We start from the raw sequence: 19,568 nt of genomic DNA, 5'->3' as shown, positions 1-19,568 counted from the left end.
CCGGATTCGGTGCAAATCACGGCCGTCCGGCGCCGGTCAGCCGAGGTTCACATCGGAGCAGCTGTAGAAGGCGTTGTCGGTGTCGGCGATCTCCCACGCTGCGAAGATCATGTGCTTGCCGTGTTTGCCGGCGGGCAGCCGGACGTCGTGGACCTCGGTGTCGCCGGGTGTCTTGCCGCCGTAGTCCACCGTGGCGAACGGGGCAGGCTCAAGCTGATCCCTGGTCAACGGCTTGTTCGGATCCCAGTCGTCCTTGGTGATGAAGTACCGGTACGCCTCGGTGGGGTGCGATGCGGTGTTCTTCCAGTGGAACTGGACGTTCTGCCCGGGCTCGAGGTTCGTGGCGGGCCAGTCGCCGCCGCGCGGGTCGTCGAGCTGCCCGAACGTCGGGTTGTCCGCGCTGCACAAATGCCCGTCCGCCGGGCCTTGCTGCGGGAAGTTCCCGGGGCCTTCCACGCTCTGCGGCTCCCACTGGATCGGCCCGCAGTCACCCGCTGCACCGTTGGCGCACACGGCTTGGCGGCTGGGCGGACTCTCGGTGAAACCGTGCGCCTGAGCGAGGCCGGTCGTGATCGCGGGCGCCAGCAAGGTGCTCAGGCCGAGCAGCGAAATTCCGATCGAGCGCGCTGCGCGCTTCGTGGTCATGCAACTCCTTTTCGGGGTTCTCCGCGGAAGGGTTAATCCTTTTCGGCCCTTCCGGGTGGAGAACTTTAGTAGCCCGCAAACAGCTCACAAGACCCGATCATGATGATTACCGTCACGTAACGCTGCGATAAAGTTTAACGAAGGCTTTCATGTGCGCAGCGTGCTTTCGGAATGACTCCTCGTTGGGCATTTTCCGATGAATTGATCGGCGCGTTGATCGCTTTCGCGGAAGCCGGTCGTCAACCACCGGAGGCGACGCGCACCAGCGCAGGCCGGATGAGCCGGCCGTGCGTGCGGTAGCCGGGGCGCAGCACCTCGGCGACCACGGCGTTGGCCTGGACATCGTTGCCGTGCAACGGAATCACGTTGCTGGAGTCGGAAGGAGCGGCCTCGTGCTCGGCCGGGTCGAACGGTTCGCCCAGCGGATCGATGCGGTGCAGGCCCTCGGCGGCGAGGGTCTGCTGCAACTGCTTGTGCACCGCGCCCAGTGCTTCCGGATTGTGCTTGGCGCCGAGTTCGACGGCGTCCAGCACCGGCAGCAGTTCCCGCAGCAGCCCTTCGGCCGCGCGATCGAGGTTGGCGGTCTGCTCCCGCAGCATCCGCTTGCGGTAGTTGTCGAATTCGGCGGCGAGCCGTTGCAGCGAGGCCAGATGTTCATCGCGTTCGCCGCGCAGCCGGTCGAGCTGGTCGGCCGGATCGGCGGACGCCTGCGCGTCGGTGCGCGCCGACTCCGGCGGGCCGATCAGATCGGTCACCACGGTCGGGCGCCGCCGGGGATGTTCGGCCGGGATCGGCAGCGCGTTCGGCGGGTCCTGTTCGTCGTGCGCCACGCCGGCTCACTCCTTCCGGCCGGTGTTGTCGTCGATGATCTCGGCATCCACCACGTCATCGTCGGAGGAGGCCGAACCGCCCGAGGGCCCCGAACCGGCGGACCCCGAACCACCGCCCCCGGAGCCGCCTGCTTCCGAACCACCGGAATCCGAATACAGCGCCTGCCCGAGCGACTGCGACTCGGCGGAGAGCTTGTCCAACGCCGTGCGGATCGCCGCCACGTCCTGCCCGCGCAGCGTCTCGTTGGTCTCGCCGATCGCGCCGCGCACGCGGTCCTTGACGTCGGCGGGCAGCTTCTCGTCGTTGTCGCTGAGCACCTTTTCCGTCTGGTACACCAGGGTTTCCGCCTGGTTGCGGGTCTCGGCCTCCTCGCGGCGCTGCCGGTCCTCCTCGGCGTGCGCCTCGGCGTCCGAGACCATCTGGTCGATGTCCTCCTTCGGCAGCGCGGAACCGCCGGTGATCTGGATGGACTGTTCCTTGCCGGTGCCGTGGTCCTTGGCGCCCACGTGCACGATCCCGTTGGCGTCGATGTCGAACGAGACCTCGATCTGCGGCACGCCGCGCGGCGCGGGCGGCAGCCCGGTCAGGTCGAAGCTGCCGAGCTTGTTGTTGTGCGCGGCGATCTCCCGTTCCCCTTGGAAGACCTGGATCTGCACCGAGGGCTGGTTGTCGTCGGCGGTGGTGAAGGTCTCCGAGCGCTTGGTCGGGATCGTGGTGTTGCGCTCGATGAGCTTGGTCATGATCCCGCCCTTGGTCTCGATGCCCAGGGACAGCGGGGTCACGTCCAGCAGCAGCACGTCCTTGACGTCGCCGCGCAGCACACCGGCCTGCAGCGCGGCACCGACGGCCACGACCTCGTCCGGGTTGACGCCCTTGTGCGGTTCCTTGCCGCCGGTGAGTTCCCGGATCAGCTCGCCGACCGCGGGCATCCGCGTCGCCCCGCCGACCAGCACCACGTGATCGATGTCCTGCACCGAGATCCCGGCGTCGCGCACGGCGGCGTTGAACGGTGTGCGGGTGCGCTCGAGCAGGTCGGAGGTGATCCGCTGGAACTCGGCGCGGGACAGCGTCTCGTCCAGGAACAGCGGATTCTTGTCCGCGTCCACGGTGATGTAGGGCAGGTTGATCGAGGTGGTGGAGGAGCTGGACAGCTCGATCTTGGCCTTCTCCGCGGCTTCCTTGATCCGCTGCAGGGCCATCTTGTCCTTGGTCAGGTCGATGCCGTTCGAGCTCTTGAACTTCTCGACCAGCCAGTCGACGATCCGCTCGTCCCAGTCGTCCCCGCCGAGGTGGGTGTCCCCGGACGTCGCCTTCACCTCGACGAGTCCTTCGCCGACGTCGAGCAGCGACACGTCGAAGGTGCCGCCACCGAGGTCGAAGACCAGGATGGTCTGCTCCTTCTCGCCCTTGTCCAGGCCGTAGGCGAGCGCGGCCGCGGTCGGCTCGTTGATGATGCGCAGCACTTCGAGCCCGGCGATCTGCCCGGCTTCCTTGGTGGTCTGGCGCTGCGCGTCGTCGAAGTAGGCCGGCACGGTCACGACGGCGTCGGTGACCTCTTCGCCGAGGTAGTTCTCGGCGTCGCGCTTGAGCTTCATCAGCACCCGGGCGCTGATCTCCTGCGCGGTGTAGGCCTTGTCGTCGATCGTGGTCTTCCAGTCGGTGCCCATGTGCCGCTTGACCGACCGGATGGTGCGGTCGACGTTGGTCACCGCCTGGTTCTTCGCGGGCTGCCCGGTCAGCAGCTCGCCGCTGCGGGCGAAGGCCACCACCGACGGGGTCGTGCGCGAGCCCTCCGAGTTCGCGATCACCGTCGCGTCGCCGCCTTCGAGCACGGCGACGACCGAGTTCGTCGTGCCCAGATCGATGCCCACCGCTCGGCCCATCTGCGGCCCCCCTCCGGATCGGCTGCGGGCAGCACCGCTGCTCGGCGCCCGCTGGTGGCTCCGCGTCCCAGCCTCGGCGCCCCGCGCGGGTGCCGGATAGGGCAGAACGTCCTGGCACGGTGGGGAAAACGGTTGCGGGTTAACCCTCAGCGATGGCCAGCAGGCGCTCGACCGTGCTCCAGTTGCGGGAGGTCGCGGTAACCCCGAGCCGCCGCTCCAGCCAGGATTGCGAAACGCGCGTGTTGCGCACCCCGTCCGGGCACCACACGAACAGCTCGCGCTCGCCGAACCGCACGAGTTCCGGTTCCGGCGGCTCCAGCGCGGCGAACCGGTCCGGATCGGGTTTCGCGGACAGGAACGTGACGAGGTATTTGGCCGGGTCGGTCGCGATACCGGCCAGTGGATCGGCGGTGATCAGCGCGGCCATTTCGTCGCGGGTGCGCACCAGCACCGGGACCTCGATGCCGAACCGGTTCGCGATGCCCTCCGCGATGACCTGTTCGGCCGCATCCGCGGAGATCGTGGCGGAGAACACAACATTGCCGCTCTGCAGGTGCGTGGCGACCTCGCCGAACCCCAGCGCGGCCATTTCCCCGCGCAGCTCGGCCATCGGCACGCGGTTGTGTTTGCCCAGGTTGACGCCCCGCAGCAGGGCGATCTGACGCTGCCGCACGGAAACCCCCTCGCCGTCCGCGGCCGGCTCGCTCCGGAACGCGCAGTGATGATCGTCGCGGGCAGCATGCCTCCCGCCCCCGACAACGCTCTCTTAAAGTCCGGCGGAGGAACCCGCGATGCAGCGAGGAGGCCGGTCGTGGACAGCGCGGTGCAAGTGACCGGGACGCGGCAGCGCCAGGCGTGGCAGGACGGCGTGCTGCCGCCGGTGGAGAAGGTCCGCGACGGCCTCTGGTCGATCCCGGTGCCGATCCCGGACAACCCGCTGCGCTACACGCTCATCTACGCCTTCGAGCTGCCCGACGGCGTCGCGCTGGTCGACGCCGGGTGGGACGCCGAGGACTCCTGGCTGGCCCTGGTCGCCGGGCTGCGCACCGCCGGTTACGAACCCGCGGACGTGCGGGCGGTGCTGGTCACGCACATGCACCCGGACCACTTCGGGCTGGCCGGGCGGGTGCGGGAGGCATCCGGAGCCTGGATCGGGATGCACGAGGCCGACGCCGCGCAGGTGCGCCCGGACGATGCGCTCACCGACTCGATCACCCGCCGCGCAGCGGCGCAGCTGACCGACGCGGGCGCGCCCCGGGACGTGGTCGGTGAACCGCACGGCCTGTCCCGCGCCCACCTGCTCGAAGACGGCGCGGAAGTGCTCATCGCCGATCACGACCGCATCGAGCTGCCCGGCTGGGACCTGCGCGCGGTGTGGACGCCGGGGCACACGCCCGGGCACCTGTGCTTCCACGAGCGCGAGCACGGGCTGCTGCTGTCCGGTGATCACGTGCTGCCGCGGATCAGCCCGAACATCTCGCTGTACCCGGGCCAGCTCGGCGATCCGCTGGGGCGCTACCTGGACTCGCTGCGCGCGGTCGGCGAGATCGACGCCGACGAGGTGCTGCCCGCGCACGAATACCGCTTCCGCGGCCTGGACGCGCGGGTCGCTTCGCTGCTGGAGCACCACGGCGAGCGGCTCGCGGAGGTCGAACGCGCGGTGGCCGCGAACCCGGGCAGCACCGGCTGGGACGTGACGACCCGGCTGCACTGGTCGCGGCCGTTCGAGACGCTTTCGCAGTTCCTCAAGCGGCACGCGCTGCGCGAGTCGCTGGCGCACCTGGTGCTGCTGGAAACGCACGGGCGGCTGCGGGCCTCGGATGAGAAGATCACCCGATGGTTCGCCGCGAACGGTCGAACTTGACCGTTTTTTCGCGAACGGGTACCACTCGCAGCGGGGTGGTGCATCAGGTGCCGCGCCGACGACGCGGCGGCAACGGAGGGACACGCGCGTGACTGAGAGCGTCCGCACCGATTTCGGCGACGGCATCGCCGTGATCACCATCGACCGGCCGGAGGCGAAGAACGCGGTCGACAAGAGCGTCGCCGAGGGGCTCGCCGCGGCCGTCGACGAATTCGAGGCCCGCAAGGACCTCACCATCGCGATCCTCACCGGCGCGGGCGGCACGTTCTGCGCGGGCATGGACCTGAAGGGCTTCGCCCGCGGCGAGCGGCCCTCCATCCCGGGGCGCGGCTTCGGCGGCGTCACCGAGCGCCCGCCGCAGAAGCCGCTGATCGCCGCGGTCGAGGGCTGGGCGCTGGCGGGCGGCTGCGAGCTGGCGCTGTCGGCCGATTTGATCGTGGCCTCGCGGGAGGCGAAGTTCGGGCTGCCCGAGGTCAAGCGCGGGCTGGTGGCGGCCGCGGGCGGGCTGCTGCGGCTGCCGAAGGCGCTGCCGTACCAGCTGGCGATGGAGGTGGCGCTGACCGGCGACCCGCTCACCGCGGAGAAGGCGCACGCGCACGGGCTGATCAACAGCCTCACCGAGCCCGGTGGTGCGCTGGAAGCGGCCAAGGAACTCGCCGGGCGCGTGGCGGCCAACGGGCCGCTGGCGGTGCGGGCCACCAAGGAGATCGTGTCCGGCGCGCTGCGCTGGACCGATGCCGATGCCTTCCGCGAGCAGGCGGAGATCGTGGGCCCGGTGTTCAACTCCGCCGACGCCCAGGAAGGCGCCCGCGCGTTCGCCGAGAAGCGCGCCCCGGTCTGGCGCGGCGAGTGAGCCCGGTGCACGGCGAGGCGGCGCAGAGCGATCCGGTTCAGGGCGATCCGGTTCAGGGCGACCCGGTCCGGGCCGACGCAGTTCAGGGTGACGCAGCGGACCGGAACGCAGCGCAGAACGACGCCACGCAGAACCCGGGCGCCGAGGAGCCGATGCTCGGCGGCGCCCGCTACCGCCAGTCCGACGCCGAGGTGGAGCCGGAGGGCACCGTCCCGGACCACGACCGGGAGCGCGCCGACGCGGCCCGCGAACTCGGCGCCGCGCTGCGCGAACTCGTCGAGGCCGGCGTCAGCACCGAGACCGACCCGGCCACCATGCGCAAGGTCGCCGATCAAGCTCGGGAGCTGGTGGCACCGCTGACCGCGGCCACCCGCACCCGGCACGTCGCGCCGACGGTGGATCAGGCCAAGCCGGGGCGGCGGATGTACAACCCGACGGTCGGGACGGGCAACCCGATCGCCCCGCCGATGCGGGTGCGGGTCGAAGACGGCGTCGCGATCGGCACCTGCACGCTCGGGCTGGCCTACGAGGGACCGCACAGCTACACCCACGGCGGGGTCAGCGCGATGCTGATCGACCAGATCCTCGGGCACGCCAACGCCGCCGCGGGACGGCCCGGCATGACGGTGAAGCTGCAACTGCGCTACCGGAAACCGGTGCCGTTGCAGACACCGCTGGTGCTGCGGGCATGGGTCGACGACGACGCGGTCAGCGGACGGCGCACGAGTCCGGCGGCCACCATCACCACCGAGGACGACCCGGACACCGTGCTGGTGGAGGCGTTCGGCGTGTTCGTGACGCCGACCGCCGAGCAAGCTCGCCGCATCTTCGGCGACAACCCGCCGCCGGATTAGGCCGGGGAGCCGTCCGGCGGGACAGCCGCCGATGTTCCAGGGGCGATCCCTCGCCCTGCACCGCGACGATTCGCCGCCCCGCGCCTCGCACGGGGCGGCGAATTCGCTTGCACCGCGCGGAATTCAGTCCGAGTCCGGCAGCTTCCCGCCCTCCCGGTCCGAGCGCAGCTGCGTCTTGAGCACCTTGCCGCTGGGGTTGCGCGGCAGTTCCGGCACGACCGAGACGTGCCGCGGCCGCTTGTACCCCGCGAGGTGCTCGCGGCAGTACGACTCGACATCCGCCGCGGTCGGCGGATCCGCCGGATCGCTCGGGACGAGCACCGCCAGCGGGGTTTCGCCCCACCGCTCGTCGGCCACGCCGATCAGCGCCACGTCGGCGACCTTCGGGTGGCCCGACAGCGCGTCCTCCACTTCGGCGCAGTAGATGTTCTCCCCGCCCGAGATGATCATGTCCTTCTTCCGGTCGACCACGTAGTAGTAGCCGTCCTCGTCCTCGCGCACCAGATCGCCGGAGTGGAACCAGCCGCCGCGGAACACCTCGGCGGTCTCGGCCGGTTTGTTCCAGTACTCCCGCATCACCGTCGGGCCGCGGTAGACGATCTCGCCGACTTCGCCGCGCGGCACGTCGTTCATGTCGTCGTCGACCACGCGCACTTCGACGTTGAGCATCGGGGTGCCCACCGAACCGATCTTGCGCAGCGCGTCCTCGCCGCGCAGCAACGTGGTGACCGGGCTGCACTCGGTCTGCCCGAACGAGGTCGTCACCTCTGCCTGCGGGAACGTCTCGATCATCGTGCGCAGCAGCGAGGTCGCCGCGGGCGCGGCGCCCCAGGAGATCCGGTGCAGCGCGGACAGATCGCGTTCGGCGATGCCCGGCACCGCGCAGATCGCCTGCCACTGCGCGGGCACGAAGAAGCAGTCCGAGACCCGTTCCCGCTCCAAGGTGTCCACGATCTCCGCGGGGTCGAACCGTCCGGAGCGGCTGAGCACCGTTTTCCCGCCCAGCAGGATGTTCGGCAGGATCGTGGAGACCCCGGCGATGTGGAACAGCGGCGCCCCGGACATGCCCACGCGCTCGCCCGCCGGGGTGCCGAGGTGGGCCATCATGCTGAAGGCGTGCAACATCAGGTTGTAGTGGCTCAGCACCGCGCCCTTCGGCCGCCCGGTGGTGCCGGAGGTGTACATGATGAACGCGGGGGAGTGCTCGTCGACCGAGATGTCCGGCGCCGTCGCGGCCGCCTCCGCCAGGGCTTGCTCGTAGCGCTGCGCGCCCGGCCCGGCTTCGGTGACGTCGTCGCCGATGACCAGGCAGGTGGCGACTTCAGGAACCTTCTCCCGGGCTTTGCCCATGGCCGGGGCCAGCGCGGCGTCCACGATCGCGGCCACGGAGCCGCTGTCCGAGAGCGCGTAGGCGATCTCGTCGGCGACCAGCCGGAAGTTGATCGGCACGCAGATCGCGCCGAGCCGCCCGCAGGCGAGGTAGGACTCGACTACTTCGATGTCGTTGAGCCCGAGCACGGCCACCCGGTCGCCGGGGCGCGCGCCGCGCTCGATGAGCGCATCGGCCAGCCTGCTCAACCGCTCGTCCAGCTGCCGGTAGGTGAGTCCGCGTTCGCCGGAGCGCAGCGCGACCGCCTCGGGGATCTTGCGCGCGTGCCGGGCGATCTGGTCGCTGCTGGTCATGCCGCGGCCGGTGAGGGCCGGTTCCGGTGTGTGCATCGGCGATCCTCGGCGTCGAAGTGGCGGGGACGCATGAACAACGAGGAACCGGGCGTCCGCGTGGCGCCCGCTTCCCGAAACGGAGGGAACGACGCGCTCGCGAACCCGGCCGGTCCGGCGGTCCGCTCACTCGCTCCGGCTCCACCGGCCGTCACGCCCGCATGCCACTCCTCCGACGCGAGTTTTTCCGAGTGAACGGAACTTTCGTCGCACTAGATTGGTCCGACAGTCCGTTCGCTCCGCCGCCGGTCCGGCGGGATCGGGTGACGGCCGCGCGCGTCGGCACGGCGGTGAGACTGGTCTTGCGGGTGCGTTCGGCGGTGCCGTAGAAACCGGTCATCACTGACTGCGCGGGACGAAGGCGTCCCGGGAGCGGAGGAACGCATGGACATCGCAGGCGGCGTCGCTGTGATCACCGGAGGTGCGTCCGGGCTCGGCCTGGCCACCGCCCGGCGGCTGACCGAAGCGGGCGGTCACGTCGTGCTGCTGGACCTGCCGAGCTCCGACGGCGAGCAGGTCGCGGGCGAACTCGGTGCCACGGCCCGGTTCGTCGCCGCCGACGTCACCGACGAGGACCAGGTCGCCGCCGCGCTGGACGTGGCCGACTCGCTCGGCCCGATCCGCGCCGTGATCAACTGCGCGGGCACCGGCAACGCGCTGCGGGTGGTCAGCCGCAAGCGCGGCGCGTTCCCGCTGGCCGAGTTCCACAAGATCATCAACATCAACCTGGTCGGCACGTTCAACGTGCTGCGGCTGGGCGCCGAGCGGATGCTCGCGCACGAGCCGGTCGGGGAGGAACGCGGCGTCATCGTCAACACCGCGTCGGCAGCGGCCTACGACGGGCAGGTCGGCCAGGCCGCCTACTCCGCGTCCAAGGGCGGCGTCGTGGGCATGACGCTGCCGATCGCCCGCGACCTCGCCGAGCACCAGATCCGAGTGGTCACCATCGCGCCGGGGCTGTTCAACACCCCGCTGTTGGCCGGGGCGTCCGAAGAGGTCAAGAAGTCCCTGGGGGAGCAGGTGCCGCACCCTTCGCGGCTGGGCGAACCGGACGAGTTCGGCACGCTAGCCGCGCACATCGTGGCCAACCCGATGCTCAACGGCGAGGTGATCCGCCTCGACGGTGCCATCCGGATGGCACCGCGCTGAGGTCGTTCTCCGTCCACCGCGGGGAAATCTCCCGCGGTGGACGGCTCATTCCGCCACGCGGATCAGTCTGAAAGGTCCGGGTCGGCCAGCAGCCGGTGCGCGATGGACTTCCACAGCGCCAGGTGCGGATCCGTGGCGGGCGGCCGGTCCTCGAAGGCGTAGGGCATCGCCGCGCCTCGCATGCTGGTGAACAGCAATCCCCGCAGCTGCTCGTAATTCGGGTGCGCGCACACCACCGGACCCCAGATGCCGTCGGTGACTTCGCGGATCGCCGCGCGCAGCCCGCGTTCCTCCGGGCGCAGCGCCGCGGCCAGCGCGGAGTTGGTGCGCGCGGCCGTCCACAGCTCGATCGCGGCCCAGAAGTGCGGTTCCTGGAAGGTTTCCCAGAGCAGTTCGATGCAGCGCTCTACCCGCGCGGGCCCTTCCGGCTCGGCGGCGAGCTTGCTCTCGGCGCGTTCCCGCGTCTGCGCGAGCCGGGTGTTGGCCAGGTGCTGCGCGGCCGCGACCAGCAGCCCGTCCCGGGACGGGAAGTGGTGCAGCAGCCGCCCGCGCGAGACCCCCGCCTTGGCTTGGATCACCAGCGTGGAAGCCCCGGCGTAGCCGTGCTCGATCAGGCAGTCCACGGCGGCGTCGAGGATCAGCGCGCGGCTGTCGGCGCTGCGTTCCCGGCGGGTGCGCGGTGCCGCGCCGTCGGCCTTCGCCGCGGATTCTCCCGCGCCATCGGTGCGCGTCGTCTCGGACTGGACCACTCGCACACCCTACCCGGCCGCCGGCCGGTTCCGCGTCCGCGAACAGTCGGCATTGACCGCTCGTGTGCGGCGGTGCGACTCTCGAAGCGCCTGCGGGTGGATTTTCGCCGGGTTCGAGGAGGAGCCGCATGTTTCCAGGTGCCCATGCCGCGACCGATCCGCAGCGACCTGCGGTGATCATGGCCGGTTCGGGTGCTCGGCTGAGCTACGGCGAGCTGGAGGAGCGCTCGATCCGGCTGGCGCACGTGCTGCGGGAATCCGGGCTGCAGCGCGGTGACGTGGTGGCGCTGCTGACCGACAACGCGCTGCCCGCGTTCGAGGTCTACTGGGCCGCGGTGCGTTCGGGTCTCTACATCACGGCGGTGAACAACCACCTGACCGCGGACGAGATCTCCTACATCGTCAACGATTCCGGCGCGTCCGCGCTGATCGTGTCGGCGGCGCTGGCCGAGATCGCGACCGAGGTCGCCGAGCAGGTTCCCGGGGCCGAGCTGCGGCTCGCCTTCGGTGGCGAGGTCGCCGGCTACGGCGATTACGACACCGCGCTGGCCGGCGCTTCGCCGGAGCCGCCGCAGGACCAGCCGCGCGGCGCGGACATGCTCTACTCGTCCGGAACGACCGGGCGCCCCAAGGGAATCCGGCCGGACCTGCCGGACCGCCAGGTGCACGAGCCGGGCGACATCCTCGCCGACGCGATGGCCGCGCTCTACGGATTCGGCCCGGACACCACGTATCTCTCGCCCGCGCCGATCTACCACGCCGCGCCGCTGCGGTACTCCGTCTCCACGCAGGCGCTCGGCGGAACCGTGGTGATGATGGAGCGCTTCGAACCGGAGCAGGCGCTGCGCGCGATCGAGCGCTACGGCGTCACGCACAGCCAATGGGTTCCGACGATGTTCGTCCGGATGCTCAAACTGCCGCCCGAGGTGCGGGCGCGCCACGACCTCTCCAGCCAGCGGGTCGCGATCCACGCGGCGGCGCCGTGCCCGGTGGAGGTCAAGCAGAAGATGATCGAGTGGTGGGGGCCGGTGCTCTACGAGTACTACTCCTCGACCGAGGGCATCGGCATGACCTTCATCGACTCGCACAACTGGCTGCAGAAACCCGGTTCGGTCGGCGTCGGCGGGCTCGGCACCGTGCGGATCTGCGACGACGAGGGAGCCGAGCTGCCCGCGGGCGAGGTCGGCACCGTCTACTTCGAACGCGACGAGCAGCCGTTCCAGTACCTCGGCGACCCGGCCAAGACCCGCGCGGCGCGGCATCCGCGACACCAGAACTGGGCGACGGTCGGCGATGTGGGCTACGTGGACGAGGACGGTTACCTGTTCCTCACCGACCGGAAAGCCTTCATGATCATCTCCGGTGGGGTGAACATCTACCCGCAGGAGATCGAGGACCTGCTGGCGCTGCACCCGAAGATCGCCGACGTGGCGGTGATCGGCGTGCCGGACCCGGAGATGGGCGAGTCGGTGAAGGCGGTCGTGCAGCCCGCCGCAGACGCCGAACCCGGCCCGGAACTGGAGCGGGAACTGCTGGAGCACGTGCGCTCGCGCATCGCGAACTACAAGGTCCCGCGCAGCGTGGACTTCCTGGACGCGCTGCCGCGGACACCGACCGGCAAGCTCGTCAAAGGCACCCTGAAATCCCGCTATGCGGCCGAAACCGTCTCCAGCGCCGCATTTCGAACCGAGGAGGAACCGTGCGAGACGCGGTGATCGTGGAAGCAGTGCGAACCCCGGTGGGCAAGCGCAACGGGGCGCTTTCGGGCGTGCACCCGGTGGACCTCTCGGCGCGGGTGCTCGGCGCCGTGGCCGAGCGCAGCGGGGTCGACCCGGCCGAGATCGAGGACGTGGTGTGGGGCTGCGTCGGCCAGGCCGGTGAGCAGACCTTGGACATCGGCCGCAACGCGGTGCTCGCGGCCGGTTGGCCGAACTCGGTGACCGGCGTGACGGTGGACCGCCAGTGCGGTTCTTCGCAGCAGTCGGTGCACTTCGCCGCGGCCGGGCTCGTCGCGGGGCACTACGACGTGGTCGTGGCGGGCGGTGTCGAATCGATGAGCCGGGTGCCGATGGGCAGCACCACCCAGGGCGCGGACCCGTTGGGCGAACAGCTCACCGCGCGGCTCGACGGGGTGCGCCCGAACCAGGGCGTCGGTGCCGAGATGATCGCGCGGCGGTGGGGCCTGAGCCGCACCCAGGTCGACGAGTTCAGCATCGCCTCGCACGAAAAGGCCGCCGCAGCGCAGGATTCCGGCGCGTTCGACGAGCAGCTCGTGCCGATCACGCTGCCGGACGGCACCGTCGTCGGTGCGGACGAGGGCGTGCGCCGCGGTGGCACTGTGGACAAGCTCGCCGGGCTGAAGAACGCGTTCGACGAGCACGGTGTGATCACCGCGGGCAACAGCTCGCAGATCAGCGACGGTTCCGCCGCGCTGCTGATGACCACCAGCGAGAAGGCCGCCGAACTCGGTTTGCGGCCGCTGGCGCGGGTGCACACCGCGACGCTGGCGGGCGACGATCCGGTCATCATGCTCACCGCGCCGATCCCGGCGACGAAGAAAGCCTTGCGGCGCAGCGGATTGCCGGTCGACCGGATCGGGGTCTACGAGGTCAACGAGGCGTTCGCGCCCGTTCCGCTGGCGTGGCAGGCCGAGATCGGCGCCGACTGGAAGACGCTCAACCCGCTGGGCGGAGCGATCGCGCTCGGCCACCCGCTCGGTGCCAGCGGGGCGCGGATCATGACCACGCTGGTGCACCACATGCGGGACGCCGGAGTCGAATACGGGTTGCAGACCATGTGCGAAGGCGGCGGACAAGCCAACGCGACCATCCTGGAGCGGTTGTAGGGCGTCGAACGGAGTTCGGAGAGGTGGCGCAGATGGCGGTGTCCGAATCGGACGATGCGGAAATCCGGCGGCGTGCCGAGGACTTCCTGCGAGGCGAAGTTCCCGCGGGATGGCCCGAACTCGCTCCGGACGAGCTGATCCCGGTGGCCAAGCGGTTCCAGGCCGCGCTGCACGACGCGGGCTTGGCGGGCATCACCTGGCCCGCGGAGTACGGCGGGCAGGGCGGAACGGCCGCGCAGGAGCGGGCTTTCCGCGAGCAGACTGCCGGGTACGAGCTGCCCACCGGGCCGTTCGTGATCGGCATGGGCATGTGCGGGCCGACGCTGCTGGACCTGGGCACCGAGGTGCAGAAGAACCGCTACGTCCGCCCGTTGCTGCGCGGCGAGGAGATCTGGTGCCAGCTGTTCTCCGAACCCGGCGCCGGGTCGGACGTGGCGAGCCTGCAGACCAGAGCGGTGCGCGACGGCGGCGAATGGGTCATCAGCGGGCAGAAGGTGTGGACTTCCGGGGCGCAGCACGCGGATTTCGGCGCGGTGCTGGCGAGGACCGATCCGGACGTGCCGAAGCACGCCGGGCTGACCATGTTCGTCATCGACATGCACGCCGCCGGTGTTGCGGTGCGGCCGTTGCGGGACATGACCGGCGGTGCCCCGTTCAACGAGGTCTACTTCGACGAGGTCCGGTTGCCCGCCGATGCGGTGCTGGGAGAGGTGGGCCAGGGCTGGGCCGCTGCGGTGACGATGCTCGGGCACGAGCGGGTGTCGCTGGGCGGCTCGGTCCGCCGCCGGGACGAACCGCTCGGCTCGGCGAACCTCGCCGGAATCGCCCGGGCGAAGGGGATTTCCGCGGACCCGTCGGTCCGCGCCGGGCTCGCCGCGCTGCACGCGAAGGAACGGGCGCTGGCGCTGTTCAACACGCGGCTGAGCCAGGAGGCGGCGGCAGGCGCACCGCCGGGTGCGCGCGGCTCGGTGGCCAAGCTCGCTGGCGCGACCCTGCTGTGGGATGCGCTGCACGCGGCCGGGGAGATCGCCGGAACCGACGCAGTGGCCTGGGATCCGGAGGACGCGGCGGCCGAGGAGCTGAGCACCGCGATCAACTCGGTGCCCGCCTCCAGCATCGCGGGCGGCACCAACCAGGTGCAGCGCAACATCATCGGTGACCGGCTGCTCGGGTTGCCGAAGGAACCGCAGGTGGACAAGGACGTGCCGTTCCGCGAACTCCGCGTCGGAACCCAGCGCGAGACTTCCTGACCACATCGGACCACTTTCAACACACCGCCTAGGAGGGTGGCCGTGGAACTGACGCTCGACAGCCAGCAGCGCGACCTGCGGGACGGGGTCGGGAAGTTCCTCGCCGACCACGCCGGTTCCGCGCAGGTGCGTGCGGCGATGGAGACCGGTGCGGGATTCGACCGGGACCTGTGGCGGCGGATGGGGCGCGATCTGGGGGTGCTCGGCCTGGTCGTCGCCGACGAGCACGGCGGTGCGGGAGCCGGGCACGTGGAGCGGTCCATCGTGTCCGAAGAACTGGGCAGAACGCTGCTGCCGTCGCCGTTCCTGGCTTCGGCGGTGCTCGCGGTCGACGTGCTCGACGCGCTCGATGACCAGCAGGCGCAACGGGAATTGTTGCCGCAACTGGCTTCCGGCGAACTCATCGGAACCGTCGCGGAAGGTGCGCGGGCGGTATCCCGCGACGGCGGATGGGTGCTCGACGGGCGTCTGACCCCCGTGCTGTCCGGCGATGTGGCCGACATCGTGCTGGTGCGCGCCGATTCCGGCTGGTTCTTGGTCCGCACCGCGGATTCCGGAGTGCAGCGCACGACGTTGCGCACGCTCGATCCCACTCGGCGGATGGCGCGGCTGGACCTGCAGGGCGCTCCGGCCCGTGCGCTGTCCACGAAGGACTCTTCTGCGGTCAAGTCGCAGGCGGACGATCTGGCGGCGGTCGCGCTGGCGGCGGAGCAGGTCGGCGGGATGCGCAGCGTGCTGGACATGACCGTGGAGTACGCGAAATCCCGGGTGCAATTCGGGCGGCTCATCGGCTCGTACCAGGCCGTCAAGCACGCCTGCGCGGACATGTACAGCGCGAAGGAGCAGGCGGTGTCCCTGGTCCGGTACGCGGCGTGGGCCGCTGACCACGACCCCGCCGAACTACCGATGGCCGCCGCGCTGGCACAGGTCTATTGCTCGCCCGCCGCTTTCGACGCGGCCGCCAACGGGGTCGTGCTGCACGGCGGGATCGGATATACGTGGGAGCACGACGCGCACCTGTTCTACAAGCGCGCCAAGACATCCGAGGTCCTGTTCGGATCGGACCGCGCCCGGCGGCTGCGGCTGGCCGACCTGATGGGGGCATGAGGCGGGAAGGAATTCCGTTGGAATACCAGCAGATCACGTACCAGGTGGACGAGCGGATCGCCACGATCACGCTCAACCGCCCGGACCGGCTCAACGCGTTCACGGATCGGATGCGCCGGGAACTGATCGACGCGTTCGACCGCACCGATGCCGACGACGACGTGCGGGTCGTGCTGCTCACGGGCGCGGGCCGCGGGTTCTGCGCGGGCGCCGACCTCAGCGAAGGCGCGGACACGTTCAACTACGAAACGGGGTCGCGCAAGGACATCCCGGACATCGACACGATCGACGGCGTTCCCCGCGACGGCGGCGGAACCTGCGCGCTCCGGTTCGCCGCCTCCAAGAAGCCGGTGATCGCCGCGGTCAACGGCGCCGCGGTCGGCGTCGGCTCGACGATGCTGCTGCCAACCGACATCCGCATCGCGGCCACCTCGGCGCGGTTCGGGTTCGTGTTCGCCCGCCGCGGTCTCGTTCCCGAAGCCGGTTCGACCTGGTTCCTGCCGCGGTTGGTCGGGATCTCGCAGGCGATGGAGTGGGTCTCCACCGGCCGGATCTTCGACGCGGCCGAGGCGAAGCAAGGCGGGCTCGTCTCGCGGGTCGTCGAGGACGCCGAATTGCTCAGCACCGCAAGGGGAATCGCGCAGGAGATCGTGGAGAACACCTCCGCCATCTCGGTCGCGGCGTCGCGGCAGATGTTGTGGAGCATGTTGGGCGCGGACAGCCCGATGGAGGCGCACAAGCTGGACTCGCGCGCGATCTACGACCTCGGCAAGAGCCCGGACGCCGCCGAAGGTGTGGCTTCGTTCCTGGAGAAGCGACCGGCCCGGTTCCCCGGCAAAGTGAGCACCGACTACCCGTCGTTCATCCCGCCGTGGCCGGGAAGTCCGGAATGAGCGGTCCGGCGGGCGGAGGTTCGCGCGGCTGCGAGCCGTCGCCCCGCGGGGTGGTCAACCGGCCGGTGATGGGCGCAGACTGAGGCGCGCAGCGCGAACCTTGCGAGAGGAGCCGGGACGTGGCAGATCGGGACCGCCTGCTGGCCGAGTTCACCGCCCCTGACGGGGAGTTCGCGCTCGAAGACCGCGAGGTCCGCGGTGTCCCGATGCGGGTCTTCCGCACCGGCCCGCAGACGCTCCGGGACGTGCTGCTGGCTTCGCGGATGCACGGCGATGCGGAATTCACCGTGTACGGCGGGGATCGGCGTACGTTCGACGAGCACTTCCGCCTCGCCGCGGGGCTCGCGCACCGGCTGCTGGGAGAACTCGGCCTGGCTCCGGGAGATCGTGTCGCGGTGGCGATGCGCAACTATCCCGAGTGGGCACCGATCTTCTGGGCCACCCAAGCCGCCGGGCTGATCGCGGTGCCGCTGAACGCCTGGTGGACCGAGCCGGAACTGCGCTACGGGCTGGAGGATTCGGGCGCCCGGATCCTGTTCGCCGACGAGGAACGAGTCGCCGCGTTAGCCCCTGACTTCGGCGACCGCAGCGTCGTGCAGGTGCGCGGTGGTGCTCCGCCGGAGGGCGTGCGCACTTGGGAGTCACTGATCGCGGAGCTGGATCCGAGTGCGGAACTTCCGGATGTGGCGGTGCATCCGGACGACGACGCGACGATCCTCTACACCTCCGGCACGACCGGGAAACCGAAAGGAGCGGTCGGCAGCCACCGCAACCACTGCACCAACATCTGGAACATGGTGCTGGGCCGGCGGATCGGAGCCGCGCTGACCGGCGAGCAGGAGCAAGCGGCCCGACCAGGGGTGCTGCTGACGTTCCCGATCTTCCACATCGCCGGGCTTTCCGGGCTGTGCTTCGCGACGCTGGCAGGCGCGAAGACCGTCACGATGTACCGCTGGGACGCGGCGGAAGCCGCGCGCTTGGTGCGCGATGAGCAGCTGAACTCGATCGCAGGGGTTCCCACGGTGTTGCGGGACCTGGTGGATTCCGAACCCGGCGAATTGTCCACGTTGGACGGTGCGAGCATGGGTGGTGCGCCGATCCCGCCGGATCTGGTCGGGCGGGTGCACCGGACGCTCGCGGCGAACGTGGCTCCGGCCAACGGTTACGGCCTCACCGAAACCACCTCGGCGGTGGTGAGCAACTCCGGCGACGAGTACGTCGGGCACCCCGACAGCGTCGGTCGCCCGGTTCCGGGCTCGCAATTGCGCATCGTAGATCCCGCGACCGGAGACGATCTCGGTGCCGGTGAGGTCGGGGAATTGTGGTTCCGCGGCCCGCAGATCGTGCGCGGCTACTGGAACAACCCCGGCGCGACCGCGGAGGCGTTCGGCGACGGCTGGTTCCGCACCGGAGACCTGGGCCGGGTCGACGACGGCTGGGTTTACGTGGTGGACCGGATGAAGGACGTCGTGATCCGCGGCGGCGAGAACGTCTACTGCGCCGAAGTGGAAGCGGCGCTGTTCGAGCATCCGGACGTGGCCGACGCCGCCGTGCTCGGCCTGCCGGACGCCGCGCTCGGCGAACGGGTCGCCGCCGTGGTGCGGCTGCACGACGGCGCGTCCGCCGACGCCGAGGACCTGCGCGCGCACGTGCGCGAACGCCTGGCATCGTTCAAGATTCCGGACCACATCGTGTTCCGCACCGAGCTGCTTCCCCGCACCGCCACCGGCAAAGTGCTCAAACGCGACCTCCGCGAGGAACTCGGCTGAGACCGGTGCTTCGATCGCCACGGCACACCGCACGAAACGGGGCGCAATGGTTCGTCGACGGAGTCGCGCTCACCGGTGATCGGCCCGCAAACGTCCTGCAGCGCGTATGCTTTGCCCGGCACGATGACGTGTCGCCGGGTTGAGAAGCGCTGCAACGGATCATGTCCGCCACGCTCAACCGGGAACCGGACGAAAGCGAGATCAGGAAGGGCGCTTCACACGAAGGAGCCTCCTGTGCTTTCCGAATCCTCCGTTGCCGATTCCTCCACCGCGAGCCGGCACGAGCGCCATGACCCGGCGTTTCGGGTGGCGGCGCTGTACTGCTACCCGCTCAAGGGATGCGCCCCGGTCGTGCTGACCGAAGCCGTGCTGACCAGAGCAGGACTCCGCCAGGACCGCAGCTTCATGGTCACCGATGACCGAGGCCGTTGCCGCACGCAGCGCGCGCATCCGCAGCTGGCGCTGATCCAGCCGGAGATCAGCGCCGACGGCACCCGGCTCGTCCTGCACTTCCCGGAATCCGCCTCGATCGACATCGACGTCGACAACACCGGCCCACGCGGGGATGTGAACCTGTTCGGCGCCTCGTACCGGGGCATCGACCAGGGCGACGAGGTGGCGCAGCGGCTGTCGCAGGCGCTGGGAACGGCGAGCAGATTGGTGCGTGTGCCGCCCGAACACCATCGCATCACCGACGGGCACACCCCCGGCACATCCGGCTACGCCGACAGCTGCCCGATACACCTCCTGTCGGAGGCGTCCTTGCAAGGACTCAACCGCACACTGCGCGCCAAGGATTCCCCGGCGCTGCCGATGAGCCGTTTCCGCCCCAACATCGTCATCACCGGCGGGGACGGGCCGCACGCGGAGGACACGCTGCGCCGGATCCGGATCGGCCGGGCCGAGCTCGGATATGCCAAACCGGCGATCCGGTGCGTCGTCACCACAGTCGACCAGGCTCTCGGCGCCAAGTCCGGACCGGAGCCGCTTGCGACGCTGGCCACCTACCGGCGGGCCGCCTGCGGTGGTATCGCGTTCGGCACCAAGTTCGCAGTCACCAGCACCGGGACGCTCGCGATCGGTGACCCGGTGACGGTCGCAGCACGAGGCCCATCGGAGGTGTGATCCCGGCCGCTCGGTCGAAGGACCCCGCGAGC

Annotated in this window: 17 protein-coding genes; 11 read left to right on the top strand and 6 right to left on the bottom strand. The window is 70.3% G+C overall.

Annotation, left to right across the window (positions count from 1 at the left end; translation table 11 throughout):
• Positions 1-36: 36 nt before the first annotated feature.
• The 4 genes from INP57_RS14350 to INP57_RS14335 all read right to left on the bottom strand — a co-directional run bounded on the left by INP57_RS14350 (position 37) and on the right by INP57_RS14335 (position 4,032).
• Positions 37-645, bottom strand: coding sequence for a lytic polysaccharide monooxygenase auxiliary activity family 9 protein (locus INP57_RS14350; RefSeq protein ID WP_200070688.1), 609 nt, complete (start codon positions 643-645; stop codon positions 37-39).
• Positions 646-884: 239 nt separating this feature from the next.
• Complete coding sequence (locus tag INP57_RS14345; RefSeq protein ID WP_200070687.1) at positions 885-1,475, bottom strand: nucleotide exchange factor GrpE; 591 nt, start codon at positions 1,473-1,475, stop codon at positions 885-887.
• Between the two features lie 6 nt (positions 1,476-1,481).
• A complete protein-coding gene (gene dnaK, locus INP57_RS14340; RefSeq protein ID WP_200070686.1) occupies positions 1,482-3,359 on the bottom strand; it encodes a molecular chaperone DnaK in 1,878 nt (625 codons plus the stop codon).
• 139 nt (positions 3,360-3,498) lie between these two features.
• Entirely contained in the window at positions 3,499-4,032 is a 534-nt protein-coding gene (locus INP57_RS14335; RefSeq protein WP_200070685.1) for a DUF1697 domain-containing protein, read from the bottom strand.
• A gap of 138 nt (positions 4,033-4,170) precedes the next feature.
• Here INP57_RS14335 and INP57_RS14330 point away from each other — a divergent pair, with 138 nt between their 5' ends.
• The 3 genes from INP57_RS14330 (at position 4,171) to INP57_RS30350 (ending at position 6,930) form a co-directional block, all read left to right on the top strand.
• Entirely contained in the window at positions 4,171-5,223 is a 1,053-nt protein-coding gene (locus INP57_RS14330; protein ID WP_307850078.1) for an MBL fold metallo-hydrolase, read from the top strand.
• 88 nt (positions 5,224-5,311) lie between these two features.
• Complete coding sequence (locus INP57_RS14325; protein WP_307850077.1) at positions 5,312-6,076, top strand: crotonase/enoyl-CoA hydratase family protein; 765 nt, start codon at positions 5,312-5,314, stop codon at positions 6,074-6,076.
• On the top strand, positions 6,073-6,930 hold the full coding sequence (locus INP57_RS30350; RefSeq protein ID WP_307850076.1) for a PaaI family thioesterase: 858 nt from the start codon (positions 6,073-6,075) through the stop codon (positions 6,928-6,930). The genes INP57_RS14325 and INP57_RS30350 overlap by 4 nt, the downstream gene beginning before the upstream one ends.
• 123 nt (positions 6,931-7,053) lie before the next feature.
• Here INP57_RS30350 and INP57_RS14315 read toward each other — a convergent pair whose 3' ends face one another.
• Positions 7,054-8,649 (bottom strand): long-chain-fatty-acid--CoA ligase, encoded by a 1,596-nt coding sequence (locus INP57_RS14315; protein ID WP_200070683.1) that lies wholly within the window; start codon positions 8,647-8,649, stop codon positions 7,054-7,056.
• Positions 8,650-9,033: 384 nt separating this feature from the next.
• Between INP57_RS14315 and INP57_RS14310 the strand changes: the two genes are divergently transcribed.
• Positions 9,034-9,798: a 3-hydroxyacyl-CoA dehydrogenase gene (locus tag INP57_RS14310; protein ID WP_200070682.1), complete on the top strand. Its 765-nt coding sequence runs from the start codon at positions 9,034-9,036 to the stop codon at positions 9,796-9,798.
• Between the two features lie 62 nt (positions 9,799-9,860).
• On the opposite strand, the gene INP57_RS14305 is transcribed toward INP57_RS14310, so the two are convergent.
• On the bottom strand, positions 9,861-10,547 hold the full coding sequence (locus tag INP57_RS14305; protein WP_200070681.1) for a TetR/AcrR family transcriptional regulator: 687 nt from the start codon (positions 10,545-10,547) through the stop codon (positions 9,861-9,863).
• A 128-nt stretch (positions 10,548-10,675) separates the two neighbouring features.
• Between INP57_RS14305 and INP57_RS14300 the strand changes: the two genes are divergently transcribed.
• The 7 genes from INP57_RS14300 to INP57_RS14270 all read left to right on the top strand — a co-directional run bounded on the left by INP57_RS14300 (position 10,676) and on the right by INP57_RS14270 (position 19,536).
• Positions 10,676-12,262 (top strand): acyl-CoA synthetase, encoded by a 1,587-nt coding sequence (locus INP57_RS14300; RefSeq protein WP_200070680.1) that lies wholly within the window; start codon positions 10,676-10,678, stop codon positions 12,260-12,262.
• Positions 12,247-13,392, top strand: a complete 1,146-nt coding sequence (locus tag INP57_RS14295; protein WP_200070679.1) for a thiolase family protein — start codon at positions 12,247-12,249, stop codon at positions 13,390-13,392. The genes INP57_RS14300 and INP57_RS14295 overlap by 16 nt, the downstream gene beginning before the upstream one ends.
• Before the next feature lie 32 nt (positions 13,393-13,424).
• Positions 13,425-14,642, top strand: coding sequence for an acyl-CoA dehydrogenase family protein (locus INP57_RS14290; protein WP_200070678.1), 1,218 nt, complete (start codon positions 13,425-13,427; stop codon positions 14,640-14,642).
• 42 nt (positions 14,643-14,684) lie between these two features.
• On the top strand, positions 14,685-15,749 hold the full coding sequence (locus INP57_RS14285) for an acyl-CoA dehydrogenase family protein (protein WP_200070677.1): 1,065 nt from the start codon (positions 14,685-14,687) through the stop codon (positions 15,747-15,749).
• A complete protein-coding gene (locus INP57_RS14280; protein WP_200070676.1) occupies positions 15,746-16,642 on the top strand; it encodes a crotonase/enoyl-CoA hydratase family protein in 897 nt (298 codons plus the stop codon). Before INP57_RS14285 ends, INP57_RS14280 begins: the two co-directional genes overlap by 4 nt.
• Positions 16,643-16,761: 119 nt before the next feature.
• On the top strand, positions 16,762-18,411 hold the full coding sequence (locus INP57_RS14275; protein WP_200070675.1) for a class I adenylate-forming enzyme family protein: 1,650 nt from the start codon (positions 16,762-16,764) through the stop codon (positions 18,409-18,411).
• Between the two features lie 75 nt (positions 18,412-18,486).
• Positions 18,487-19,536, top strand: coding sequence for an MOSC domain-containing protein (locus tag INP57_RS14270; protein ID WP_307850075.1), 1,050 nt, complete (start codon positions 18,487-18,489; stop codon positions 19,534-19,536).
• Positions 19,537-19,568 lie beyond the last annotated feature (32 nt).

It is taken from the genome of Saccharopolyspora galaxeae (assembly GCF_016526145.1).
GTDB lineage: Bacteria > Actinomycetota > Actinomycetes > Mycobacteriales > Pseudonocardiaceae > Saccharopolyspora_C > Saccharopolyspora_C galaxeae.
This window is presented reverse-complemented; position numbering and strand designations above follow the sequence as displayed.

What these genes read in the sequence shown, in the direction of transcription:
- INP57_RS14350 (WP_200070688.1), bottom strand. Translation starts at nt 645, where the DNA reads ATGACCACGAAGCGCGCAGCGCGCTCGATCGGAATTTCGCTGCTCGGC.
- dnaK (WP_200070686.1), bottom strand. Translation starts at nt 3,359, where the DNA reads ATGGGCCGAGCGGTGGGCATCGATCTGGGCACGACGAACTCGGTCGTC.
- INP57_RS14315 (WP_200070683.1), bottom strand. Translation starts at nt 8,649, where the DNA reads ATGCACACACCGGAACCGGCCCTCACCGGCCGCGGCATGACCAGCAGC.
- INP57_RS14310 (WP_200070682.1), top strand. Translation starts at nt 9,034, where the DNA reads ATGGACATCGCAGGCGGCGTCGCTGTGATCACCGGAGGTGCGTCCGGG.
- INP57_RS14300 (WP_200070680.1), top strand. Translation starts at nt 10,676, where the DNA reads ATGTTTCCAGGTGCCCATGCCGCGACCGATCCGCAGCGACCTGCGGTG.
- INP57_RS14290 (WP_200070678.1), top strand. Translation starts at nt 13,425, where the DNA reads ATGGCGGTGTCCGAATCGGACGATGCGGAAATCCGGCGGCGTGCCGAG.
- INP57_RS14280 (WP_200070676.1), top strand. Translation starts at nt 15,746, where the DNA reads ATGAGGCGGGAAGGAATTCCGTTGGAATACCAGCAGATCACGTACCAG.